This is a genomic window from Methanosarcina sp. KYL-1 (assembly GCF_024372725.1).
In the GTDB taxonomy this organism is placed as follows: domain Archaea; phylum Halobacteriota; class Methanosarcinia; order Methanosarcinales; family Methanosarcinaceae; genus Methanosarcina.
Genome location: NZ_VOUA01000001.1, coordinates 239,870 through 262,858, shown reverse-complemented (window position 1 = coordinate 262,858; position 22,989 = coordinate 239,870). Strand labels below are relative to the sequence as shown.

Annotated in this window: 20 protein-coding genes and 1 pseudogene; 8 read left to right on the top strand and 13 right to left on the bottom strand. The window is 46.6% G+C overall.

The features are described from left to right. Positions 1 to 104: 104 nt before the first annotated feature. The 5 genes and pseudogenes from FTO70_RS01195 to FTO70_RS01175 form a co-directional block, all read right to left on the bottom strand. Positions 105 to 1,196: a hypothetical protein gene (locus FTO70_RS01195; protein WP_255333867.1), complete on the bottom strand. Its 1,092-nt coding sequence runs from the start codon at positions 1,194 to 1,196 to the stop codon at positions 105 to 107. A 45-nt stretch (positions 1,197 to 1,241) separates the two neighbouring features. After that, positions 1,242 to 2,222, bottom strand: coding sequence for a DUF523 and DUF1722 domain-containing protein (locus tag FTO70_RS01190; protein ID WP_255333866.1), 981 nt, complete (start codon positions 2,220 to 2,222; stop codon positions 1,242 to 1,244). Between the two features lie 1,312 nt (positions 2,223 to 3,534). Further along, a complete protein-coding gene (proC, locus tag FTO70_RS01185; protein ID WP_255333865.1) occupies positions 3,535 to 4,353 on the bottom strand; it encodes a pyrroline-5-carboxylate reductase in 819 nt (272 codons plus the stop codon). 179 nt (positions 4,354 to 4,532) lie between these two features. Further along, positions 4,533 to 5,696 (bottom strand): glutamate 5-kinase, encoded by a 1,164-nt coding sequence (gene proB / locus FTO70_RS01180; protein WP_255333863.1) that lies wholly within the window; start codon positions 5,694 to 5,696, stop codon positions 4,533 to 4,535. Between the two features lie 162 nt (positions 5,697 to 5,858). Next, positions 5,859 to 7,226, bottom strand: a pseudogene (locus FTO70_RS01175) (glutamate-5-semialdehyde dehydrogenase); the annotation flags it as partial. Between the two features lie 1,096 nt (positions 7,227 to 8,322). On the opposite strand from FTO70_RS01175, the gene FTO70_RS01170 reads away from it, so the two are divergent. After that, a complete protein-coding gene (locus tag FTO70_RS01170; protein WP_255333862.1) occupies positions 8,323 to 8,748 on the top strand; it encodes a DUF356 domain-containing protein in 426 nt (141 codons plus the stop codon). A gap of 229 nt (positions 8,749 to 8,977) precedes the next feature. Here the strand turns inward: FTO70_RS01170 and FTO70_RS01165 are convergent, their stop codons facing one another. Further along, positions 8,978 to 9,433, bottom strand: coding sequence for a toprim domain-containing protein (locus tag FTO70_RS01165; protein WP_255333861.1), 456 nt, complete (start codon positions 9,431 to 9,433; stop codon positions 8,978 to 8,980). Between the two features lie 132 nt (positions 9,434 to 9,565). Beyond that, positions 9,566 to 9,892: a DUF167 domain-containing protein gene (locus FTO70_RS01160; RefSeq protein WP_255334032.1), complete on the bottom strand. Its 327-nt coding sequence runs from the start codon at positions 9,890 to 9,892 to the stop codon at positions 9,566 to 9,568. A gap of 670 nt (positions 9,893 to 10,562) precedes the next feature. Between FTO70_RS01160 and FTO70_RS01155 the strand changes: the two genes are divergently transcribed. The 4 genes from FTO70_RS01155 to FTO70_RS01140 all read left to right on the top strand — a co-directional run bounded on the left by FTO70_RS01155 (position 10,563) and on the right by FTO70_RS01140 (position 13,904). Next, complete coding sequence (locus tag FTO70_RS01155) at positions 10,563 to 11,672, top strand: amidohydrolase family protein (protein ID WP_255333860.1); 1,110 nt, start codon at positions 10,563 to 10,565, stop codon at positions 11,670 to 11,672. A gap of 19 nt (positions 11,673 to 11,691) precedes the next feature. Then, on the top strand, positions 11,692 to 12,144 hold the full coding sequence (locus tag FTO70_RS01150; RefSeq protein ID WP_255333859.1) for a universal stress protein: 453 nt from the start codon (positions 11,692 to 11,694) through the stop codon (positions 12,142 to 12,144). A 91-nt stretch (positions 12,145 to 12,235) separates the two neighbouring features. Continuing rightward, positions 12,236 to 13,090, top strand: a complete 855-nt coding sequence (locus FTO70_RS01145) for a CBS domain-containing protein (RefSeq protein ID WP_255333858.1) — start codon at positions 12,236 to 12,238, stop codon at positions 13,088 to 13,090. Between the two features lie 127 nt (positions 13,091 to 13,217). Then, positions 13,218 to 13,904: a 2,5-diamino-6-(ribosylamino)-4(3H)-pyrimidinone 5'-phosphate reductase gene (locus tag FTO70_RS01140; RefSeq protein ID WP_255333857.1), complete on the top strand. Its 687-nt coding sequence runs from the start codon at positions 13,218 to 13,220 to the stop codon at positions 13,902 to 13,904. A gap of 164 nt (positions 13,905 to 14,068) precedes the next feature. Here the strand turns inward: FTO70_RS01140 and FTO70_RS01135 are convergent, their stop codons facing one another. After that, entirely contained in the window at positions 14,069 to 14,785 is a 717-nt protein-coding gene (locus tag FTO70_RS01135; protein WP_255333856.1) for a YkgJ family cysteine cluster protein, read from the bottom strand. 395 nt (positions 14,786 to 15,180) lie between these two features. On the opposite strand from FTO70_RS01135, the gene FTO70_RS01130 reads away from it, so the two are divergent. Next, complete coding sequence (locus FTO70_RS01130; protein WP_255334031.1) at positions 15,181 to 15,354, top strand: DUF5350 domain-containing protein; 174 nt, start codon at positions 15,181 to 15,183, stop codon at positions 15,352 to 15,354. 322 nt (positions 15,355 to 15,676) lie between these two features. Here FTO70_RS01130 and crcB (FTO70_RS01125) read toward each other — a convergent pair whose 3' ends face one another. From crcB (FTO70_RS01125) to FTO70_RS01110, 4 genes are all read right to left on the bottom strand, one after another. Further along, positions 15,677 to 16,051, bottom strand: coding sequence for a fluoride efflux transporter CrcB (gene crcB, locus FTO70_RS01125; RefSeq protein WP_255333855.1), 375 nt, complete (start codon positions 16,049 to 16,051; stop codon positions 15,677 to 15,679). A 1-nt stretch (position 16,052) separates the two neighbouring features. Then, a complete protein-coding gene (crcB, locus tag FTO70_RS01120) occupies positions 16,053 to 16,433 on the bottom strand; it encodes a fluoride efflux transporter CrcB (RefSeq protein WP_255334030.1) in 381 nt (126 codons plus the stop codon). A gap of 233 nt (positions 16,434 to 16,666) precedes the next feature. Further along, the gene (gene glp, locus FTO70_RS01115) at positions 16,667 to 17,860 is read right to left on the bottom strand and encodes a gephyrin-like molybdotransferase Glp (protein WP_255333853.1); all 1,194 of its coding nucleotides are present in this window, start codon (positions 17,858 to 17,860) and stop codon (positions 16,667 to 16,669) included. Between the two features lie 25 nt (positions 17,861 to 17,885). Then, positions 17,886 to 18,185, bottom strand: a complete 300-nt coding sequence (locus FTO70_RS01110; protein WP_255333852.1) for a ubiquitin-like small modifier protein 1 — start codon at positions 18,183 to 18,185, stop codon at positions 17,886 to 17,888. 320 nt (positions 18,186 to 18,505) lie between these two features. Between FTO70_RS01110 and FTO70_RS01105 the strand changes: the two genes are divergently transcribed. Together FTO70_RS01105 and FTO70_RS01100 are read left to right on the top strand one after the other, a co-directional pair. Then, the gene (locus FTO70_RS01105; RefSeq protein WP_255333851.1) at positions 18,506 to 19,000 is read left to right on the top strand and encodes an HPP family protein; all 495 of its coding nucleotides are present in this window, start codon (positions 18,506 to 18,508) and stop codon (positions 18,998 to 19,000) included. 26 nt (positions 19,001 to 19,026) lie between these two features. Next, positions 19,027 to 20,193 carry a cation:proton antiporter gene (locus FTO70_RS01100; RefSeq protein ID WP_255333849.1) on the top strand — a complete coding sequence of 389 codons (1,167 nt, stop codon included), beginning with the start codon at positions 19,027 to 19,029 and terminating at the stop codon, positions 20,191 to 20,193. An 80-nt stretch (positions 20,194 to 20,273) separates the two neighbouring features. On the opposite strand, the gene FTO70_RS01095 is transcribed toward FTO70_RS01100, so the two are convergent. After that, positions 20,274 to 22,955, bottom strand: a complete 2,682-nt coding sequence (locus tag FTO70_RS01095) for a calcium-translocating P-type ATPase, SERCA-type (RefSeq protein WP_255333848.1) — start codon at positions 22,953 to 22,955, stop codon at positions 20,274 to 20,276. Between the last annotated feature and the right edge of the window lie 34 nt (positions 22,956 to 22,989).

The window sequence follows — 22,989 nt, the reverse complement described above, 5'->3', positions numbered from 1 at the left end:
TAAATTACTTTGAATTTGAAAGCTCATAACTTAACTGTTTCCCCTCTTTTAATCTAAGGCAAAAAACCAGAGAGCATATTGCAATTATCCGGCATCCGGAGTTTTCAAATCTCAACCCATTCACTCATTATTTCCTCATAGAGAACATTTTCCCCGGAAGCCCGCACAAATACTCTGAAAGCTGCTCCGCTGGAAACGTGGAGCCCTTTTGCACTGAAATAATAGATTTCTTCCGGCTCGACCTTGAAGGGAGGACTTTCTACCTCATCCCATACCCCGCTTCCGTCAGGAGCCTGGAGGGCAACATAAAGAGTAGTGTTCTCAGCCCTCTCGGAGCCCACATTCCTCAACGTGACGTTGACATCTACGGTACCCCCGTCATTAGAATATTCGCACAGAGCCTTGAAATCCAGAGCTATAAGGGGCCTTTTGTAGATAGGGATGACACGCACCGGTTGGCCCTGATATTCTTCAGGCATCTCCCCAACCTGCCAGTCCCGGCCCGTAGTCTCCAGATAATAGTAACGTGTACCTTTATACTCAAAACTCCTGCCCTCGGACACGGGGTCGCAACTTATACCGAGAGCCATATGCTCAGGGAGTTCCAGAAGTACAACGTCATAACCCATCTCCTGGAGAATTGCCGCAGAGAGAATGGAAGTGTCCTCACAGTCCCCACCACTTTCGTACAGGGTTTCGTAAGGGAAGCGGGGATACTGATCATAACCTGCGCTTGTAAGGTCTGAACTGTAGTTAAGGGACTGGACAAAAGAGATACAAAGCCCGGGAACTTTGGACTCCTCAAGCCCGTAGTCCCCTGAGAGGGAAAAGAGGGTATCTGCAATGCTTTTAATCAGCCTGTCATCATAGGGGTCCGAGGCAAAAAGGTCATAATCCCTTTTACGGGTTCGTTCCTCATATACACTGTAAAGCTCATCATCAAGCAGCAGCGTAAGATGCCAGCAGTAACCCTCGTAATTCCAGGAGTAAGTACGGGAAGATTTTCCTGCAACCACGGACTTTTCTGTGACCTGGACAGCAGAAGGTTCGGAACGAAGGTCAACTTCCCCTACGAAACTCGTCCCATGGTGCCGGAAATCAGGAGAACTGGAAACATCAGGAGGGGAACAAAAAAAGAGATACCCTATGGAAATAAGAACCAGAAGGAAAAACACGGACCTGGCCCAGGATTTCAACGGACACTTCCCCCCTTTCGGATTCCACAGAATTATCACAAATTTTCATTTCCAGAGGTCTTCTCGTATGTGAGAGTGTATGGGGTCTACTTCCATCATGCCTTCAGGATAAGGTTCGAAAAAAGTTTGGCTCATCAAGTACTCATCTTCAAAACGCACTATCCAGGACCTGATCGTGTTTATTGCAGGGCAAAGCGAGACTTTCCCTTCCCGGTACCTTTGGATCCAGTCAAAAAAGAAGCTTTTTTCCCGGCTCGAAAGGTCCTCTGAAAAATGCCCGAGAGCGTGCATGAGCACATTGACATTTGAAGTGTACCTGGGAGCCCTGGAAAGGGCATTGTGGAGATGTCCCTGGTAGTCGGGAACCAGTTCTTTGAAAGACTTATGTTCCCTGTTTCCGACAATTTTCCCAAGCTCCCTGAGTTCGGTCTGATTGTAGGCCATGAGAAGAAACTTGTTCTCCGTGTGAAAAGCTACCAGGTCTTTCATGCTGCCTTCATTTTTCACCTTCCGAAAACTGGCAAGCATGAAGAGCCTTGTCAGGAAATGGTCCTTTATCCTGGTATTCCTGAGCCTCCCTTCGTCTTCAACGGGCAGAAAAGGATACATCCCCAGGACCGCACCTCCGAAAAACCCTGCAGTTTTTTCGACTGCCCCGGACTTTCCGGAAGAAGGGTAAACCCTCACCTCCTTTAGCCCGCAGGACGGAGACCGGGATTTGAGGATAAAACCTTCCACGTTTTCCAGAGAATCCAGAAAAGAAGAAGAAAAAGTTTTCATGTCTTGAGTGACGTCTCTGCCGCTTGCAGGCTGTACGAGCCTGTATGCCCCATTATCCAGCACGATCCGGATAGGGTTCCTGGGAACCCCAAGCCCTATTTCCACTTCTGCACAGACAGGCAGGAAATCCACATAATTTTTAAGTTTTGCTACAATGGGACTGCTGATCATATCTCCATTGTAGCGGCAGTGGTCAAACTCAAGGCACTTACTCACCACAACCTTTGGCCGAACGAACTCCCTCATTTAACCCCCAATACAAAAAGGAGTTGATTGCATAAATCGCTTTCCAAATAATAAGGCACTTGATACTGTTTTTAGTTTAGAAACTGTGATCCAATTAAAGATTACAAAAGCACAAATGCCAAAATAAAATCAATTTTCCCCGTATTTGGAAAACGATAAATATGAATGAAAATAAAATGAAAGAGTCTTTACGGGGACGGTAAGGGAAATGGCAGATTTCTATTTTTCACGATTACGTGACAATAGGGCACCTCCTGAAACTATCCCTGTTAATCAATTCATTTCACAATTTGTTCGTTATCTGTTTTCATCCACCAGTTTTAATTCACCAGTTTAATCATCCGTTTTCAGTCTATATATTCAGTCATTCGTATTCAGTCATCACCGTTTAATTATCAATGATATTCAATCATTGATTTGCTTATATGAATTCATAATTTGTATAGAATTAATCTGGATATACCCACAATAAACTATCAAATATTAAAGGACATAAAGTAAACATGTGACTTTTCTAGAACGAAATTTCAAAAATAAATAAATAAATAAATAAATGTTTAAAGAGCCGGATGCCTGAAGGCAAATGATGGATTTCAACTTAGAAAAAATGTTAAATGAGAGAATGATATCCTAATACATTAAAATCTGTCAAATACTTCAATACCACCCTCTATAAACTGGTTTTTGTGAATAAAAATCCAAAAGAAAGATAGAAAAATAAGAATGAGAAGGAGGGAATCTCTCACCCCCATAAGAGATCCCCACAGGCGGGAAATGGAGAAGGTCCAGAACTCCAATCCCCCACAGTTCATCGCGATTGTACCAGTAAACCAAGGAAACTCAGGCAGGAAACTTCCGGCAGCTAGAAGCCCATAATTTATGCAGGCAGTATCTGTGTGCTTTGTGATAAACCCAATATCTGATAGCCTGTTAACACCTGTCAAAGGCCAGCGGGAAGACAAAGGTTCAGATGAGTACCCCCCACGTACTCTTACAAAGCAACCAGGCACGAAAATATGGAGTTTGACCCCAGGAGTTTAACTCCACGCTCCGAATCTTACATGCTCAGGTCTTCGAATTTAGACTCACTCTATTTTTAGACAGGATAAATATAGGGAAATACTGATATATAAAAGTTCTCAATATTTATAACAAATAATCATGAACTAAATTATAAATTAATAAAAGAATAAATAGTAACGCCGTTAAAAAAATATGAAAATGAATCAAATAAATAACAAAATCCGCCAATTATAAAGAGATGCAGATTAGAAAAAAAGAAAAAAGAACGGGAAAGGGGGAAAAAGAAAATTTACTTTTTTCCGAGTTCTTTCGAGCGCTCGCTTGCCCTGATCACAGCGTTCATGAAGGCAGCCCTTATCCCGGCTTCTTCAAGGGCATGGATGCCCTGAATTGTAGTCCCGGCGGGGGATGTGACCATATCCTTCAGCTCCCCGGGGTGCATGCCTGTTTCAAGTACCATCTTTGCAGCCCCTAGTACGGTCTGGGCGGCAAGGGTAAGGGCACTTTTCCGGTCCATTCCTTCAAGGACAGCACCGTCAGCCATAGCCTCTATCACAGGGAAAATAAAGGCAGGGCCGCTGCCCGACAGTCCCGTAACCGCATCCATGAGGTACTCAGGTACCTGGACTGCAGTGCCCACGGCAGAGAAGATCTCAAGGGCGGCATCCAGGTCTTCGGGGGTGGCATTTTTGCCCGGTGCGATCCCGGAAGCAGCTTCCGAAACCGTGGCTGCAATGTTGGGCATCACCCGCACGAGTCGGGTGCCTTCGGGCAGGGCTTCTTCGTAAGTGGAAAGGGGAACACCTGCAGCAATTGAAATCACAAGTTTTTCGGGGGTTATGTCAGCCCTCAAATTTGCAAGCACTGACCCAAGAGTCTGAGGCTTTACGGCAAGAATGAGGATATCGGAGGCCTGGACAATCACACTGTTATCAGTGGATACCCGGATCCCTAGCTGTGCTTTCAGGTCTTCCAGGAAAGGAAGGTACACGTCGCTTGCCCCTACACTTCCTGGCTCTACGATTCCGGCCTTAATGATGCCCTGCATGAGGGCAGAACCCATCTTTCCCGCCCCTATGAATCCGATTTTTCTGTTCTGAACTGCCATATCTGATTTCTCCACTTTTTATAAAAAATTATTGAATGGTTAAATATCAGGATGTCATGATACTTGAAAAGAATCAGGATTCCTGAAAATGAACCAGAATTTTTGAAAATATCAGGAGGTTTGAAAAGAATAAGGTGAGGAAGTTTTGCCCGCCTCAACTTACTTTTTAAGAGAGAGAGTTAGACTAACCTCATCTCTTCCAGAATCCCGATGTTTTCTTTCTTTATCACATTATCATAGTTTTTATAGCCCAGGATTTTTTCTATCTGATTCGTATGGGCCCTTTTTACTTTCATTAGTTCTTCAGAATTGTAGTCCGTAATCCCTTTCGCAAAAACCCTGCCCTCGCATTCAAGCTTTACCACGTCACCCCTATCAAAAGAACCCTCCACATCCACAACCCCTGCCGGAAGCAGGCTATTTTTCCCCAGGATTGCAGCCTTTGCACCAGCGTCCACCCGGACCGTACCGGAAGCTCTTGCAAGAATGAGCCAGCGGGCACGGTTCTTCTGGATATGCCTTTCAGCCAGGAAAAGGGTCCCGATCTCTTCCCCGGCAAGGACTTTAAGGGCAACGTTCTCGATTTCACTATTCGCAATCACGACATAGCAGCCTGCCATGCTGCAGATCTTTGCTGCTTTAATCTTGGTCCGCATACCCCCGACACCCTTGAAACTGGTGGGGTCACCTCCGAAACTTTCGATTTCAGGCGTGATCATTTCTACAAGGGAAAGAAGCTTTGCATCGCTGTGTGTCTTCGGGTTCCGGTCAAAAAGACCGTCAATATCCGAAAGGATTATCAGTAGATCAGCATCGATCTTACTCGCCACCATTGCCGAAAGCTTGTCGTTGTCCCCGAAAATAGCTTCAATTTCATTTGTACAGGTACAATCGTTTTCATTGATAATAGGGACGACTCCGTACTCGAGAAGGGTGGAAATACTGTTTCGGAGGTTCAGGTAGGTCACCCTGTCCGAATAGAATTCATAGGTAAGAAGAATCTGGGCAACTTTCATCCCGTACTTTGAAAAAGCCCTGATCCAGTCCTGCATCAGGATGCTCTGACCCACAGCCGCAGCTGCTTGCCTGATCGGGATTTCCCGGGGTTTGGGAGAGATTCCCAGTTCATTAAGCCCCACGCCGATTGCCCCGGAGCTTACCAGGATTACTTCCTTTCCCTGCTTTCGTAACTCAGAGACCTGGGCCGCAATACCTTCCATGAAAACAGGATCAATGCTGCAGTTTTCCCTGGTGTTGTCGCAGCCCCTTCGGGTGATCGAAGAAGTTCCGATTTTGATAACGATTTTATTAACATCGCGGAAGAATTGGTTTCTATCTGTCAATCGCAATGCCTCAACAAGTCATTTTTGGAATGTGCGGCAGTTAAAATAATTTCCGCCGCAATCCGGATTTCATCGCTTACACTCAATTTGCGCAAGTATTTCAGTTCAAATATATAAAAATATCATAAATATTCCAGGCCGTTCCTTCCACAGGCCCGGACTTCACTCCACATCCTCAAACCTGAGGTCCATTTTTCGGTGGGTATAGGGCTTCGCATCAGTCCCAGAGTAATCCGCAACAACCTGACCCCTGCCCATAAGGATGTATTTATAGATCAGCAGCCCTTCCATGCCCACGGGGCCACGGGAGTGGATCTTATTTGTGCTGATCCCAACTTCAGCCCCCTTCCCGTACCTATAGCCATCAGCGAAACGGGTGGAAGCGTTAATCATGACACTTGAAGAGTCCACAAGCCCGATAAATTCTTTCCTCCGGGAAGCGTTTTCCGTTATTATCCCGTCGGTGTGGTGGGAACCGAAACTGTTTATGTGGTTGATGGCTTCCTTGATGGAATCCACGAGTTTTATTGAAAGGATAAGGTCATTGTACTCAAGACTCCAGTCCTCTTCCGTGGCCTTTGCAAGAGGAGAAAGCCCCTTTCCTGCGAGCAGGGCATAGCTGCCCTCATCACAGCGCAGTTCTACCCCTGCCTTGAGGTACATTTCTGCCATATTCGGCAGGAAAGTTTCGGCAATCCTGCTGTTGACGAGCAGGGTTTCAATTGCATTGCAGACCGCAGGGTACTGGACTTTCGCATCGAAACAGACCTTCCATGCCGTTTCGAGGTCAGCAAATTCATCCACGTAGATATGGCAGATGCCGCTAGTGTGTCCAAGCACCGGGATCTTTGTGTTGTCCTGGATAAACTTCACAAATTCGTTGGACCCTCTAGGGATAAGGAGATCTATATACGCATCCAGGCTCAAAAGGTCCATAACCTCTCCCCTGGTTTCCATCAGCTGAAAAGCCCCTGTGGGCATACCTTCTGTGGATTCGATGGCCCTGACAAGGACATCGAAAATCGTGCGGTTTGACTCCCTGGCCTCACTTCCGCCTTTGAAAATAGTTGCGTTTCCACTCTTCAGGCAGAGGGACATGACCTGAGGCACCACGTCAGGCCGTGACTCAAAGATTACCGCAATCAGACCTATGGGACAGCTTACCTGGTAGAGAATAAGGTCCTGATCAAGCTCGAGGGTAGAGAGGGTCTCTCCCACAGGGTCCTTAAGTTTTACCATATCCCTGATTCCTGCAATCATCCCGTCTATCTTCGAGTCGGTAACCTTCAACCTATCCACGAGGGCCTGAGTGAGCTTTCCGGCCTGTTTCAATTCCCCGGCATATTCAATGTCCCTTGCATTTGCCTCAAGGACTGCTTTTCTCTCCCGGTCCAGGGCTTCCGCCATAGCTTCTAGAGCCCTGTTTTTGACATCTCCGCTTATGCTGGCAAGTTCTATTGATGCCTTTTTTGCCGCAATTACTTTATTTTCAATATCGCTAGCCATATAATCACCAACTTTATTTAATAACCCGTAACTGCATCAACTCAGGTAGCACGACCAATCTAACTCATCAGATCCGATTCAATAAGTTTGCCATCAAATCCGATTCAAGATACTATCCAACCACCTAATCTCGTTTACCAGATACAATTCAATGAAAACTTTCGCAGAATCCCGCCCATAAAGAGCCTCATGTTGCTCATATGTTCTGGATTTATGTCCTTGCGTTTACAGGTTGTACTCATACTTCAAAAAGTGTACCGTTTCTTTCTTAATGCATATCCTATGTTCGTATTGAGGCTCTTGTTAAGACTTATTTGAATACATAACGAAACAAGTTAAAGAAAGAAGGTAGACCAGAACCTTTCAATTATTTCGTTTGTTTTTCCGAAAAGATAATATAAAGGTTCCTTACCGTACATTTTTGCGTATTGTGCAGGTATATGATACAGTCAGGACCTAAATAAAAGGTACCATTCTAAGAGGCAAATTCGATGTACCTAAATTAAATGATCCCGGAATCTATTGAATTCACAAATATTAAAGAAGGAACCGGGAAATTAAAGAAGGAACCGGGAATCCGAAAAACACCTGGAATTGAAAAGAGTTCAATATTCAGAAGAAAGGTATAGATCAAAGCTTTAAATCCATTAATTTTAGTAGACAATTTCTCCTGCTCAAATCCCTTCGGGTTATGGGGGAAAAAAGATTGAATGGTCCTCATCTGTCCCCGGATTTCGGGAAAAAGAGAATATACCGAATTTGCTTTTTTCTGGGAAATATTATTTCAAAACGAATATATATTCGGGGAATCTTAACTATAAGACATGCCACTCCAGCACAGAACTGGCATACAGAATACTGAAAAATGAGCTGGCAATACACCTGTGTAATTTTGACCAGCGGGCAAGAAGAAAAGAAGCGGGTAAACTTTACTGTCCGAAAGCAGAAATTTTCCGGAACAGTAAAAAGCGCTACAGAATACTGCATTATTTCTGGAAAAAAAATCCGGCAATTCATTCAACCGCAATCATATTTGGTCACATTCATGTACAAAGATTATTATAGGTGTAAAGCTATATGGTCATGGGGATTACTTCAGTAGATTGGTGGTGTGTAAAAAATGAAATCATTCGCGTTAGTCCGGGCGGACGACTCGGACAAAGTAAAAATTGCATTACATGATCTTGAACGATACGGACACATTCAGTTTTCAGCGACTCCCAGATGCATAGAACCAAACTATGCTGACGAACTTCTTGTTAGCGTAATGGGAGTGCCCCTCAAGTCAAAATGCAACTCTGCGGCATTGGTTGAGTTGAATAACCATGCGGGGGCAGCGATTAGCAGGCTGAAGAAAATTCATCCTCCTGCTCACATAATAATCATCAGTCCGAGACACAAAATGTTTGAGGAAATTTCGGGCAAGTTCCTGAAATATCCGGAGTTCGATCGAACTTTCAACCATAACAAACAATCGGAAAACCTGGATATGGTCCAGGAAAAAGGAGCCGAGCGCCCACTTATAGCAAACAACCAGACAAACTGATATAGTTAAGAAGAAAGGGAAGCCAGGAAGATCCATGAAGAAAGAATAAAACTGATTTTCCTTTTCTTCCAGACTAATCTGTTTTCTGATATTTATTCCTATTTTTTACTTTATATTCCGGATTTCAAGAATTAAGATTATCCAGGTTAGAGACTGTTAAATTAGAGATTTTGAAGTTAGAGATTTTGAAGTTAGAGATTTTGAAGTTAGAGATTCATAATTCAACTTTTCAATCATTTCCGGACTTCACTTCGACTTCCAGGTCCAGGTCCAAACACGAACCGGTTATGGACCGGAGTTTTGAGACATAGGTATGGAGGCTTTCCACATCCTTTATTTCTTTTTGCGTTATTAGCTTCAGCTTATTCCTGATCTGAAGTTCGGGTTTTATGCCAAGGTTCCCGAAATACTCGGAAAGCTTTGAAGCAAGAATTTCCCCTCTCCTGTCCCAGTCCGTGAGCACAATTATTTCCCGGTCCTGTCTCGCAATCCGTTCGGAAAAATTAAAAAGAGAATGCCGGGTTGCAAGCTCAAAACTACCTTCTATTCCAAGCTTCTTCAGCGAGAGGACATCTCTTTTGCCCTCTACTATGATAATAGCGCCTTTCCTGGCATATTCTGAAAGCTCAGAAAGCAGCTCTTCGACCCTTTCAAGCCTTTTTCGGTATATTTCAACATCAACCACGTTACATGCAACCTGTTCTTGTAATTAAAACCTTAATGAACTAAACCCTTCTTAAAACTTTAAAAATCTTCTGTAACTTCCTTGTTATATAATTTCCTTGTTCTGTAATTCCCTTGTTCTGTAACTTCTTTATTATTCCTTCAAATGAGCTCCAAAAACTGAAACTGCCTGTTCATATGAAATTCCCTTTATTACGACAGACTTCTTGCTGTTTGTAGCCCCGCTATTGATAAATATATCCGAACTGCTTACCCCGAAAAGTTCGGCAAGGCTTTCGATCAATTGCTCGTTTGCCTTCCCTTTCTGAGCATTTTTGGTCAGCTTTACTTCTATTCTTTTGCGCCATTCATTGTAACCACTGGGAACGGAAAGCACTTTTGAACCAGGAGTGACTTCAATATCCACGCCTACACCGGAATCAAGCATTTTAATCGCATTTTCAAAAGGCATGTTTGTCAGTTTTCCAGTAGATAATATAAATCAATAGCGAATTGATAGAACAAATTGACAAAACAATAACTGTTGGTCAAACAAATCAATTGCACGCAATTAAATCACTCGCACGCAATTATAAGGATTTTGAAAAAACGGAGAGGAAATAGTGCTGTAGCCCGGACGCACTAACTCCGAAAGTTCATCCTCTGGAATTCCGCAGTCCCTTTCAGTTACCCTCGTGCCGGGCAATATCACACTATCGATGTACCGCATTGGGGTTGTCTGTACACTCACAGTCAGGGATTCCCATTCTCTCGTGCAAGGACCTATACAATGCGCCTAGAAATTATATACATTTATTAAGATATAAAGGTAGCGCCACATACATATATATACTATATATAAAGGATGTGGGACCAGAAATTAATACATACGTATCAAGGTGTGGGATCGGGAAATCAGACACTATGTTAAACGTATGGAGTCAGAAAATATCCTGTCATACTACTAAGAAACAAATGACATTATTAGGATATATTCAAATATCATTTTAAAATCTCCCGGAAATGGCCAAACTGGATGAAAAAATTACAAAATAAAATAACATTCTTAAGGTAAAGTTATATATTATGCATATATCTGGTCTTCCATAAACTGAACCCTGGTGCTGGATAAACGGCAGGAGTACTATTTTATGTACGGCACTGAGCAGATAATTTCCGGAACTATCATCGCAGGTCCCGAACTGGAGCCCATTGAAGGGTATATCTGTGTAAAAAACGGGACCATTACGGAGATAGGAGAGGAAAGGAACGGGTCTGCAAACATTGTAGCTCCCTGCTTTGTCAATGCCCATACCCACCTTGGGGATTCCGTGTGCAAGGATCCCCGAATGGGAGAGGTATCCGGTTTTAGGGTAGAAAGGGACCTTGACTCCCTCGTAAAACCACCTGACGGGCTTAAACACAGAATACTTCAGGAAACTCCCTACAAAAAATTAATAGAAAGCATAAGGAGATCTCTGCTGGACATGATAGAAACCGGCACCTATGCTTTTGCAGATTTCAGGGAAGGAGGAGTTGTAGGGGCTGCAGCTCTGAATAAAGCTCTGGAAGGGATGGAGCTAGATTCCCTGGTACTTGGGAGACCCACTCAACCCGAATTACCCCTGCCAATCGTACTGAATGAGGTAAAGAGGGTTCTTCTGCATTCCGACGGGCTTGGGATGAGCGGAGCAAACGACCTGGAGTTTGAACGGCTTAAGGAGATTGCCTCCTGCACAAGAAAACACAAAAAAATCTTCGCCATTCATGCAGGGGAAAAAAACAGGAGTGATATAGAAAAAGCCCTATCCCTGGACCCCGACATATTGATCCACCTTACAAAAGCCGAAAAAAAAGACCTTGATGAAATAGCCGAAGCCGGGATTCCCGTAGTTATTTGCCCGAGGTCGAATTTTATGACAGGGGTTGGCATGGCGCCTATTGCCGAAATGCTGGAAGCGGGAATCAGGGTAGCTGCAGGAACAGATAATGTAATGTTAAATTCTGTAAATATGTTTTCCGAAATGGAATTTATGTCTAAAGTTTTTTCAATAGATGACAGACAAGTATTTAAAATTTGCACACTTAATGGTTCTTTTGTAATGGGGCTCGATTCCGCGGGTTCGATAGAAAAGGGGAATAAAGCTAATTTGATGATCCTTAATGGAAATTCAAACAATCTTTCAGGGATAAAGAACCCGATAAACGGAATCGTCAGGAGGGCAAGGCCCGACGACATATTATCTGTGCTTCATACGTAAAGCAGATGGAGAACATGACATGACAGGCGAGTTTTACCGAAACATAATAATTGCAACAGACGGATCCGAGAATACCAACAGGGCCATTTCCTACGGGATTGAGATTGCAAAACTCAGCGGGGCAACAGTCCACGCCCTCTACGTGTTGGATACATCTTCTTTTTCCTCAATACCAATGGATGCCGGCTGGGAAGCAATGTACGAACTCCTGAGAAAGGAAGGTGAAAAAGCGGTTTCCAATGTGAAAGAAATAGGGGAAGCTTCAGGGGTTGAGGTAAAAGAAGTGCTCGGGGAAGGGCATCCAAGTAATGAGATAATAAGTTTTGCGGAAGAAAACAACGCAGACCTGATAGTTATGGGCACGCTGGGGAAAAGCGGAATCGACCGGTTCCTCCTCGGAAGTGTTGCAGAAAAAGTGGTGAGAAATTCCAAAATTCCGGTAATGGTCGTCCGGAGTGAAGAAAAAACCTGAGCCTGTGCACATGGAGAAAAGAAATTTCCAGGGAAACAGGATTTCAGGGAAAAGAATCCAGGATTCAGATGATAACAAAGGTGTAGATGAGATGCCAAAAAACATTTTCATTGAAGACATCATGGTGAGGGACGTTGCATGCGCGACTCTCCCCGGTTCTAGAGACGAGGTTCTTAAGATCCTTAAGAACAAACAGATATCGGGGGTCCCCGTGCTCAAAGATTCCAGGGTTGTAGGGATTGTCACCAGAACAAACCTTTTGCAAAACCCGGAAGAAGAGCAGCTGGCCCTCCTCATGACCCGGGACCCGATGACCATATCCCCCAATTCAGACCTGCAAACTGCTGCACGCATACTCCTGGAACACAGGATCCGCAGACTTCCTGTCGTAGACGATGGAAAACTCGTAGGGCTTGTTACGATAGCGGACGTTATAGGTACGATCGCTGACATGAACATCGATACCCCGATAAAGGATTATGTGGATGAGGAGGTAGTTGCGGCCTACAGTGAAACACCTTTGCCTGTTGTCGCCAGGATAATGGAGCTTGCCGGCGTCAAAGCCGTGCCGGTGCTTGATGCAAACCTGGAACTTGTGGGAATCATCTCGGACCGAGACATCATTGCTGCCAGTGTAATCGAAGACAGCGTTGAGATGTCTGATATGTCCGCAGGCTCGGACGATGATGCCTGGACCTGGGAATCCATGAGAGACACCATGAGCATATACTACAGCGTATCAAGGATCAAAGTCCCGAACCTGCTTGCCAGCGACATTATGATAAGGGAACCGATCACTGCCACTTATATCGCTTCGGTCAGTGACTGCGCCCGGAAGATGAAACGCAACAGGATCGACCAGATCCCCATCATCAACGCAAACCGAAAACTCCAGGGCCTCTTAAGAGACCGCGACCTCCTGAAACCACTGATGGAAGCGGAGTAAAAAACATCAGGTTCAAAAAACTCTGATTAAAATACGCCCTTAAAACATCCTGTTTAAAAACAATAAGGAAGGCACCTTTTCCCGAGGCTGGGCCTTCCAAAACATACTTTTTTAAGGAGTCAAAAAAATGGACAGGCCTTTTATTTTCATAAATTCAGCAATGTCCGCTGACGGTAAGCTTTCAACAAAGGAGAGGAAACAGGTAAGGATCTCGGGAAAACTGGATTTTGAGCGGGTTGACGAACTCCGGGCCGGGACTGATGCCATCATGGTAGGGATCGGGACCGTAATGGCCGATGACCCGAGTCTCACCGTAAAGTCTCCCGAGAGAAAGGCAGCCAGGAAAGCTGCCGGTAAAGATGAGAACCCCATCCGGATCATTGTGGATAGTGCTGCCAGGACCCCACTTGAAGCAGACATTTTCAAAAAAGGGGAAGGAAAAAGGATCATTGCAGTTTCAAATTCCGCCCCTGCTGAGAAAGTCAAAAAGTTAGAAGAAAAAGCCCTGGTAATCAAAACCGGAGACCGGAAAGTTGACCTTTCCGCACTTGCAAGGAAATTGAAGGAGATGGGCATAAACACCCTGATGGTCGAAGGAGGCGCAACCCTGAACTGGGGCATGCTCTCCGAAGGCCTGGCGGATGAGATCTATACCTTCGTAGGAAACCTTATTATCGGAGGGGCGACATCCCCCACATTCACGGACGGAGAAGGGTTTAAGGAAAACGAAATTCTGGAACTTGAACTGCTCTCAGCCGAAAAAGTCGAAGATGGTATGCTCCTGAAATGGAAGGTCAGAGGAAAGCGGACCTGAAGCTTTCCCTGTTTAATCATTTTTTTATTCTGCTTTTTTACCCAGCTTTTTTATTCTGCTTTTTTATTCTGCTTTTTTACCCGGCTTTTTTACCCGGCTTTTTTATTCTGCTTTTTTATTCTGCTTTTTTATTCTGCTTTTTTACCCGGCTTTTCATAACCCGATCAATCGGCTTTAGGCCTGAGCAGGTGTTTTTCAAACCCACCCTCCCTGTATACGAAGACCTCGAGTTCGCATCCCCCTTTCAAGAAGTCCCTCATCCTGCGGTCATAGGTACGCTGGACATGCTTCAAGCCATTTTTCGTAAAGTGAGCATCCACTGCCTCCAAAAAACCTATAATCTGCCGAATGTAGGCTTCTTCATATGCTTTTGTCTCCCTGGCAATTGATTCGCATTCGGAATCCGAAAGATCGCAGTGGTAGCTCCCGTGCTCGTTTAAGCCGCTTATCTGCCTCCAGTCCACCCGACCAGTTTCGTCGGCTTCTCTGTGGAGCATATAGGGGTAGACCCTGCAGATTAAAGGGCGGCTCCCATATATTTTGCAGCGATTGTTCTCCAGGAAGATGCAGGAACCGTCAGGTTTTGTTTTAAGGGCATAACCCGAGACATAGAACCTGCCTTTCTGATCACAAAACTCGTAATAAGGAGCAGGGATGGGGGCATCGGGATCGATCTCCAGAATCACTGCCAGGTCTGCATCGAGCAGGAAGACATGGTCGTTGAACTCTTTCGTACAACAGCGGGCGCAGAGTTCGCATTTGAACCCCAGTTCTTTGATGATGCTGACAAATTCCGGGTCCGGGAAACTCCTTACGCCAGTAAGTTCCTCTTTTGCTTCTGCAAGCCTGGTTTCAATGGAATTGTTATTTACGCTGATCACCTTTTTCAAAAAAGAGTCATACACTATTTATATCTTACACGATTTATACCTTAGTAACCTATTTTGCATGCCTCTTTCAGAGATATTGTGTCCGATTTTAGGTCCGTGTCCGTAACATTTAATTACTAGCATTTCTTTTTATGATAAACCCAAAGCTTGATAGCATATAATTTCACAGTTTCAGGCTATTATGGACATTGGAAATTCTCATCAAGATCATTGAGAAATTATCGATTGTATATTAATCGTATCATGATGCTATATTGCCAGGGCTCGCTGAGAAGGATAGAAATCCGCGGCAGTCAGCAGTGGCCCGCAATAAAGAGATATGGGATACGAAGAAATTATCACTGAATCTATAGCAAATCCAGATTGAAAATTAACGAGGCATGACAATGGGCAAAACCGGCAGCATTGAATGGATAAAAGCAAAAGGCAGAAAAGGAAGAGTAATCAAGATCGAGAAGTCAAAGGCCCACAAGGCACACCCTGGGCCCGCACAGCGTTTCACTTCATCAGGTCACAAGAGACGCTTCATGAAGAGATCCGCAAAAGCCCTTGTGAAGTGATTTGAAGGGCTTTTTCTTTTTTACTTTTTCTTGTATTTTTCCTGTTGTTTATATTGGATTTATCCTGTTGTTACTGATATTGGATTTATTCTGTTGTTTATATTGGATTTATCCTGTTGTTACTGATATTGGATTTATTCTGTTGTTTATATTGGATTTATTCTGTTGTTTATATTGGATTTATTCTGTTGTTTATATTGGATTTTTCCTGTGGTATGGGTTTATTTATCGGCTGGCCGCCCCTGGAACGTATGATGGTTGTATTGGAAAATTGCCCAGGGTTGATTTACCCACTGTGAATTCCGGACCTTCCGCCACGAGTTCAGGCCCAGGTATTGAAAGCCAGATATGCAACACTAACCCCTACAAGGCAGAGCGCGACATTCAGGAAGATGTTCAGGAAAAAAGAAACATTTTTTCCTTCCTCAAGCAGCCTGAAGGTTTCATAGGCGAAAGTGGAAAATGTCGTAAAGGAGCCGAGCATCCCGATGTTTACCAGGTAGACCATGGATTCCGGTTCCGAGGAAAAAGTAAGAAATGCGAGCAAGACGCTGCCCAGGAAGTTTACGGAAAGTGTCCCGGCAGGAATGTTCTGGATTTTCGGGATCCGGCTTGAGACCGCATAGCGCAGGGATGCCCCAATGAAACCTCCCGAACCTACAAGGAAGAGTTTTCCGAAAACCGGAAGTTCTAACATTTCAGGCCCTCCAGCTTGAAATCGACTTTATGACGCTCCTGCCGAGGAAAACCCCGGTTAGGGTCAAAAAGAGATTTAAGCTGATGTTTCCGAGGGCCGGGAAAAAAGACATTTCGAAAGACTGGACTGCAAATGTGGAAAAGGTGGTAAATGCACCCATAAAACCGGTTCCGAATGCAATCCTTCCCTTAGGGCCTATAAACCCCAGGTACTCCGTATCATACATGATCAACCCAAGCATGAAGCTCCCGAGTACGTTTACCGAAAGAATGCCCAGCTGCGCTTCCACAAGCTCGCAGAGCAAAAACCGGCATACGGCTCCAAGAAATCCGCCGACCCCTATAAGGAGGATTTTGTCCGTGTCTTTTTCCGGAGAGGACATAGTCTTCACTTTGAAGGTTGTTAATTCTTCCCGCATATTATGGCTATGTATATAAAATTTTATCTATCGGCAGGCGGAAACCTGCTTGAAGCCTTCCTGTGCCCACAAAGCCCGGTAATTTCAACCCGATTCAGGGAACTTGCGGCCTGTTTGTGGAGTTTCCACCGCTTTTGCGGCTTTGGCCTGCAAGCCTGAACCCATAATTGCCAGGGGTTATCCGGGATTCTCCGGAATCATTCAATTAAAAAGACGTCTACTTCCTCTCCTGCTTCGTACCCTTCCACATTTTCAGGCACAAGCACAAAGCCGTCGGCTTTTGCAACGGAGCTAAGGACCCCTGCTCCGGCTCCCATCAGGGGGCGCACGAGGTCGCCTTCAAAGACTACCCGGACAAAATTGACATAGCCTATCTTTGAGCTGATTTTTGAAGCCAGTTGCCTTCTCAGGGGAATTTCCGGAGGTTCCGGGATTGACCCGCGCTTTCGAAGTCCTGGCCGGACAAAGAAGTACATTGCAACAAGCCCTGCTACGGGATAGCCGGGAAGACAGACAACCGGAACCTCACCTATGACACCAAGTGCCGTGGGTTTTCCTGGGATTAAGCCTACCCCGTGTACGAGCAGATTTCCCAGCCCCTCAACTACCTGGGGGGCATGGTCCCGCTTTCCCACCGAAGTGCCGCCTGAGAGGAGGATCATGTCCGCATCCAGATTAGCTTCCACAGCCTCCCTGATCTTCCGGGGGTCGTCAGGCACGATCCCGGTACAACGGGAGATCCCTCCCCATTTCTCCACATAGAGGGCGGCCATCAACCCGTTTGTCTCAAGGACCTTCCCGGGAGGCGGAACTTCACCGGCTTTTTCCCGGCTTATGAGTTCGTCCCCTGTGGGGATGACCGCAACGACCGGTTTTCGGAAAACCCTGACCCTGTTAAGGCCGAGTGAAGCAAGCACTGAAGCATCACAGGGACGGAGGAGGTGTCCCACTTCAAAGACCGGGTCTCCGGCTTTTATGTCTTCCCCGACAGGCCCCACGTTCCTGTTAGGGTAGACCTGGGCCCTGACTTCGACCAGGTTTCCGACTACAGCCGTATCCTCGACCATGAGCACGGCATCGGCTTCCTCCGGCACGGCTGCCCCTGTATGGACCCAGGTGCAGCTCCCGTCCTCCACCCGATCGGAAAGCTGCAGCAGCACGGGACTTGCCGGGGAGGCCCCGAAGGTATCGGAGGCCCTTACAGCGTAGCCATCCATTGCGGAACGCCTGTAATGGGGGACATTCCTTCCTGCAACAATTTCATCTGCCAGCACCCTACCTGCACAAGCTTCAAGGGCGACTTCCTCAGCTTCCCGAAGAGGGGAGATATGTTCAAGGAAGACTTGCCCGGCTTCTTCAACCGGAGTGCGCGCTTTGAATATCCTGCCCATGCTATCAGGACCTCCCGCGAAAAAATCAGCCTCCGGAAACCGGGGGCAGAACTGCGATTTCGTCGGCCTCGGACAGAAGAGTGTCAAGCCCTTCCAGATGGCGGACATTGTTTCCATTGATCAGGACATTAATATTTCCGCAGAGGACCGGGTCTTTACATTCGACTTCCTGAGATTCGTTTTCAAAAATGAGTTTCTTTAATTCGGGAAATTTTTCCGCAAGGGATAAAAGGACATCACTCACTTTTTCTCCGGAAAGCTGCAGTTCCGACGTCCCCGCAGCTTCACGCAGATTTGCAAATAATTTGATTTTCACCTCAGCCATGAGGTACAGTATTTCACAATTCCTTAAAATACCTATGGATAAAGCAGCGGGCATTCCGGATACGGAAATGTCATAATACAGGAAAACGGATATTATATTGGGACAGAGGACATAACTTGAAAGTGCTTAAAAGTGCTTAAAAATAAGAAATTAACCGGGGTTCCTTAAAAGAGAATTTTTCACATTAAGTGGGGAATCTAATTAAAATCTTCAATTCCGGAGGGGGCAGAGGAACGGAAAAAGGACCAAAAAGAAAGGAAAATTTTTCTATAGAAAACCCGGAAGATCCTGATTCTCCTGAAAGCCCGGAGGCTGGCGAGTTGTCTGGAGGATCCGAAAAAGGGAAATCTGAAACCGGGGCCTGGAACTGCAAGAGCTGCCTTGAAATAAAAATAGAGGAGCTCATGACCCGGGAAGTGGTCACTGTACACGAAGATGCTCTACTTGAAGAAATCTTTACCCTCTTTGAAAAGTACTTATACCATACCTTACCGGTATTGAACTCCAGAGGGGAACTGGCAGGGATAATCGATCAGGATATTGTACTTGAAATTCTGCTTTTTGCCCATATCCCGAGGGCAAAGCACACCCACCTTGTAGCTGTGAGGTCTCTTGGGGTACACGCAAAAGATGTCATGATCACACACCCTGTGACAATCCCTCCTGGATCTACACTCATAGATGCAGCAGAAATGATGATGAAGCACCGGTTTGACCGCGTCTGCGTAACCGAGAAAGGAAAACTGGTAGGAGTCATATCCAAAAGAGATATCGTAAGGGAAGTTTCCAGAAGAAGAGCCCTTGAAATGGGTTAAAAAGAAAGAGGGGAGGTCCGAAAGACGTGAGTGCCCTTTTGCAGGTACTGTTTCTCCTGTTTACCGTAAAGGTTTTCGGAGAAATATTCGAAAGGATCGGAATCCCGGCAATTCTGGGAGAGATCCTCGCCGGAGTGACTCTGGGAGTACTCTTTCTGGACATAGACCTTGAAGTCCTATCTTTTTTTGCCGAACTGGGAGCAATTTTCCTTCTCTTTACCGCAGGGTACAAAGAAGTGCACCTGAAGGATCTGAAATCTGCATCCGAAATAGCTCTTGTCCCGACCCTCTTCCAGATTATCCTTGCCTTTGCTTTCGGTTTCGGGATAGGCAGACTTTTTTCCTTCGGTTTCCTTGAGAGCCTCTTCATGGCAGTTGCCTTCAGCCCCACAAGCATAGGAGTGGTGGTCAGGACCCTTATCGACCTGGACTATCTCTCCACAAGGCCAGGCACGGTAATGCTCTCCTCCTCAATCCTGGACGACATCATAGGAATCTTTTTCCTTTCCATAGTGGTCACTTTTGCCCGTTTCCAGCAGGTGCCTTCGGCCGGCCAGGTCCTGCTCATTGCAGGAAAAATCCTGGCCTTCCTGGGGCTCATGTACCTGCTGGGAAAATACTTTTTCCCCCGCCTTTTTGTGTACGTCCAGCGCATGCACGCAAAAGAAGCCATTTTTGCTTTCGTGGTAATGGTCGCCCTCTTTTCAGCCTACCTTGCCGAACTCTTCGAACTGCATGCCGTCATAGGGGCCTTCATAGGCGGGGTCCTTATTTCCGAAATTCCCCTTGCCAAACTCCAGGATGTCCAGAGCAAGGTAAGCGGGCTTGCCTACGGGATCCTGATCCCTTTCTTTTTTGCTTTCATAGGATACTCAATAGAATTGGCTTCCCTCGAAGGCACGGGACTTTTCACCCTGCTGGTGACCGTTGCGGCCCTTTCCGGAAAACTGATAGGAGGCTTCATAGGGTCAAAAGCCGTGGGATTCGACTTCTATGACAGCCTGATTTTCGGGATAGGAGTGATGCCTCGGGCCGGAGTCGAGCTTGTCGTGCTCTCCATAGGAAGGGGGCTGGGAATCATCAGCAAGGAGGTTTTTTCGGCTATCGTGGTGATGGTTGCAGTGTCGATTATTGTCTCCCCGGTCTGTTTGAAATGGGCAATCCTGAAGAAGAAAAAGAAATCAGGAGATTGAACAGGACTGAAGCGAAGTTCACCCCCAAAAAGGAACGAAATACCCCCAAAAAAGGAACAAAATGGAGGTATCTCCACATTTCATTTATACACTCTTGCCCGGAGATATTTCACGAGCTCCATGGCTATAAACGTGGTCGATGCAAGGGGAAGGATGACTCCCCAGTCGGCCAGCGAAAGCGGCACTGTCCGGAAAGCCGTTTGCATGAACGGGACATAGACCACAAGGAGCTGCAGGCCAACCGTGGCTCCCACGGCATATAGGAGGGGTTTGTTCGTAAAAAGCCCCAGGGCAAAAATCGAATACCTGTCCGAGCGCCAGTTAAAGGCATTGAACAGCTCTGAAAAGACCACCAGAGTGAAGATAAGGGTTTGCAGTTTAGCCAGGGGAAAACCGCTGTCGAGAGACCATAGCAGGACGATCAGGCCCTGCAGGGCAATCAGACCCCCGATTCCCAGCGCCGCTGCGACCTCCCGGCGGGTAATCAGCCCTTCCTTAACATCCCTTGGCTTCTGCTTCATGAGCCCCCTGTCGGGAGGCTCTACGGAAAGGGCCATGGGGGGCAGGCCGTCCGTGATAAGGTTTATCCAGAGGATCTGCACGGCGATCAGGGGAAGGACCTGCCAGCCCAGAACCGCGATCAGGACGATAAGGACTTCTCCAAGATGGGTTGTGAGCCCGTATGCGATAAAATTTTTAATGTTTTTGAATATGTTTCGCCCTTCCTCCACCGCAGCCACAATTGACGCAAAGTTGTCGTCGGTGAGGATCATGCTTGAGGCTTCTTTGCTCACGTCCGTACCCGTGATGCCCATGGCAATGCCCATATCCGCAGCTTTCAGGGCAGGGGCATCGTTTACTCCGTCCCCGGTCATTGCCACAACATAACCTTTTTTCTTTAAGGCTTCCACAACCCTGAGCTTGTGGATGGGATACACCCTCGCATAGACCGAGACCCTTTCGACAATCTCCTCAAACTCAACGGCTCCCAGGCTGTCCAGTTCGCTGCCCGTGAGGATCAGGTCGTTTTCCCCGAAGATCCCGAGTTCCCTTGCAATAGCCGATGCCGTAATTTTATGGTCTCCGGTGATCATCACGGTCTTGATGCCGGCGTTCGCACAGGTAAGGATTGCAGCTTTAACCTCTTCTCTTGGAGGGTCGCGCATCCCCATAAGCCCTACAAAAACCATTTCCTGCTCCGTTTCCCCGGAAGGAAGCTCTTCTTCCAGAAACCTGAAGGCAAACGCCATCACCCGAAGGGCCTGGTCTGCCATCTCCCTTACCTGCCCGAGGACCTCTTCCCTGAGGCCAGGGCTTAAAGACCTTTCCTCACCTTCAAGAAAGATTTTTGTGCAGGAATCAAGGATCACTTCCGGAGCCCCTTTAGAGCAGGCAAAAAGCCTGATTCCCGACACACGTTCCGTATCATCAAGAGCATTCAGGGTGGTCATCCTCTTGCTTTCCGAAGAAAAGGGAATTTCTCCGACCCGCCTGTACTTTTCTTCAAGTTCGGCTTTTCGGAAACCTGCTTTGGCAGCAGCGACCACAAGAGCGGCTTCGGTAGGGTCACCCTTTATATCCCATTCCCCGTCCTCATTAAAAAGGCCCGAATCATTGCAAAGCGCACCCGTGACCAGCAGCCTCCTGAGGTGGGGCTCTTCCGGAGAAAGCTCGGTTTCCCCGCTTAAAAACTTCCCTTCAGGCTCGTACCCTGTGCCTGTGACATCCAGCCCTTTTCCATTGACGTATATCCGCTCAACCGTCATCTTGTTCTGGGTCAGGGTTCCGGTCTTGTCCGAACAGATAACATTGGTTGCGCCCAGTGTCTCCACTGAAGGCAGTTTTCTCACAAGGGCGTGCCGGGCGACCATCCGCCTGACCCCGAGCCCCAGCCCCACGGCCACAACAGCCGGGAGGGCTTCGGGGATTGCAGCAACTGCCAGGGCAACGCCCCAGAGGAACATGTCAAAAAGAGGAAAACCGTTAAGGACTCCAAGCAAAGCGACAAAAGCCACAACCACAAGGGTTGCGATGCCAATCCACCTCCCGAACTTGTCCAGGCTTTCCTGCAGAGGGGTCCGCTTCCGTTCGATCTGCCCAAGAAGCCCCGCAAGCATCCCAAAGGCGGTCTTCATCCCGGTTGCCGTGACCACTGCCTTTCCTCTCCCATAGGAGACTGCAGTTCCGGTGTAGACAATGTTTCTCCTGTCGGCTTCGGGAGTTTCCGGGGGCAGGAGATCACTATGCTTTTCAACAGGCACGGATTCCCCGGTCAGGGCGGATTCGTCCACCCTGAGGTTAAAGCCCTCGACAAGCCTTGAGTCGGCGGGGATGCGGTCCCCTGCCTGGAGCAGGATGATGTCTCCGGGGACCAGTTCTTTCGAAGGGATCTTTTTCTCAGCCCCGTTTCTGATAACCAGGGCTTCGGGGGCTGTCAGGGACTTAAGGAGTTCAATTGCCTTTTCTGCCCTGTACTCCTGCACAAAACCCAGTATCCCTGCCAGAAAGACCGTAAACATTATCACGACTGCATCCACAAGCTCCCCAAGCCAGGCCGAGACGACTGCTGCTGCTATAAGAATGATTATAAGGATGCTTTTGAACTGGGAAAGGAAAAGTTTTAGGACAGAAATTTTCTCTTCCTCTTCAAGTTCGTTTTTTCCGAACTCAAGAAGCCTCTTTTCGGCTTCTTCGGGACTCAACCCGGATTCAGATGTCTCCAGCACCTCAAAAACGGATGTAACTTCCTGGTCGTGATACACTTGGAATTCCTCATATTCCCTTATCTTCAGGATA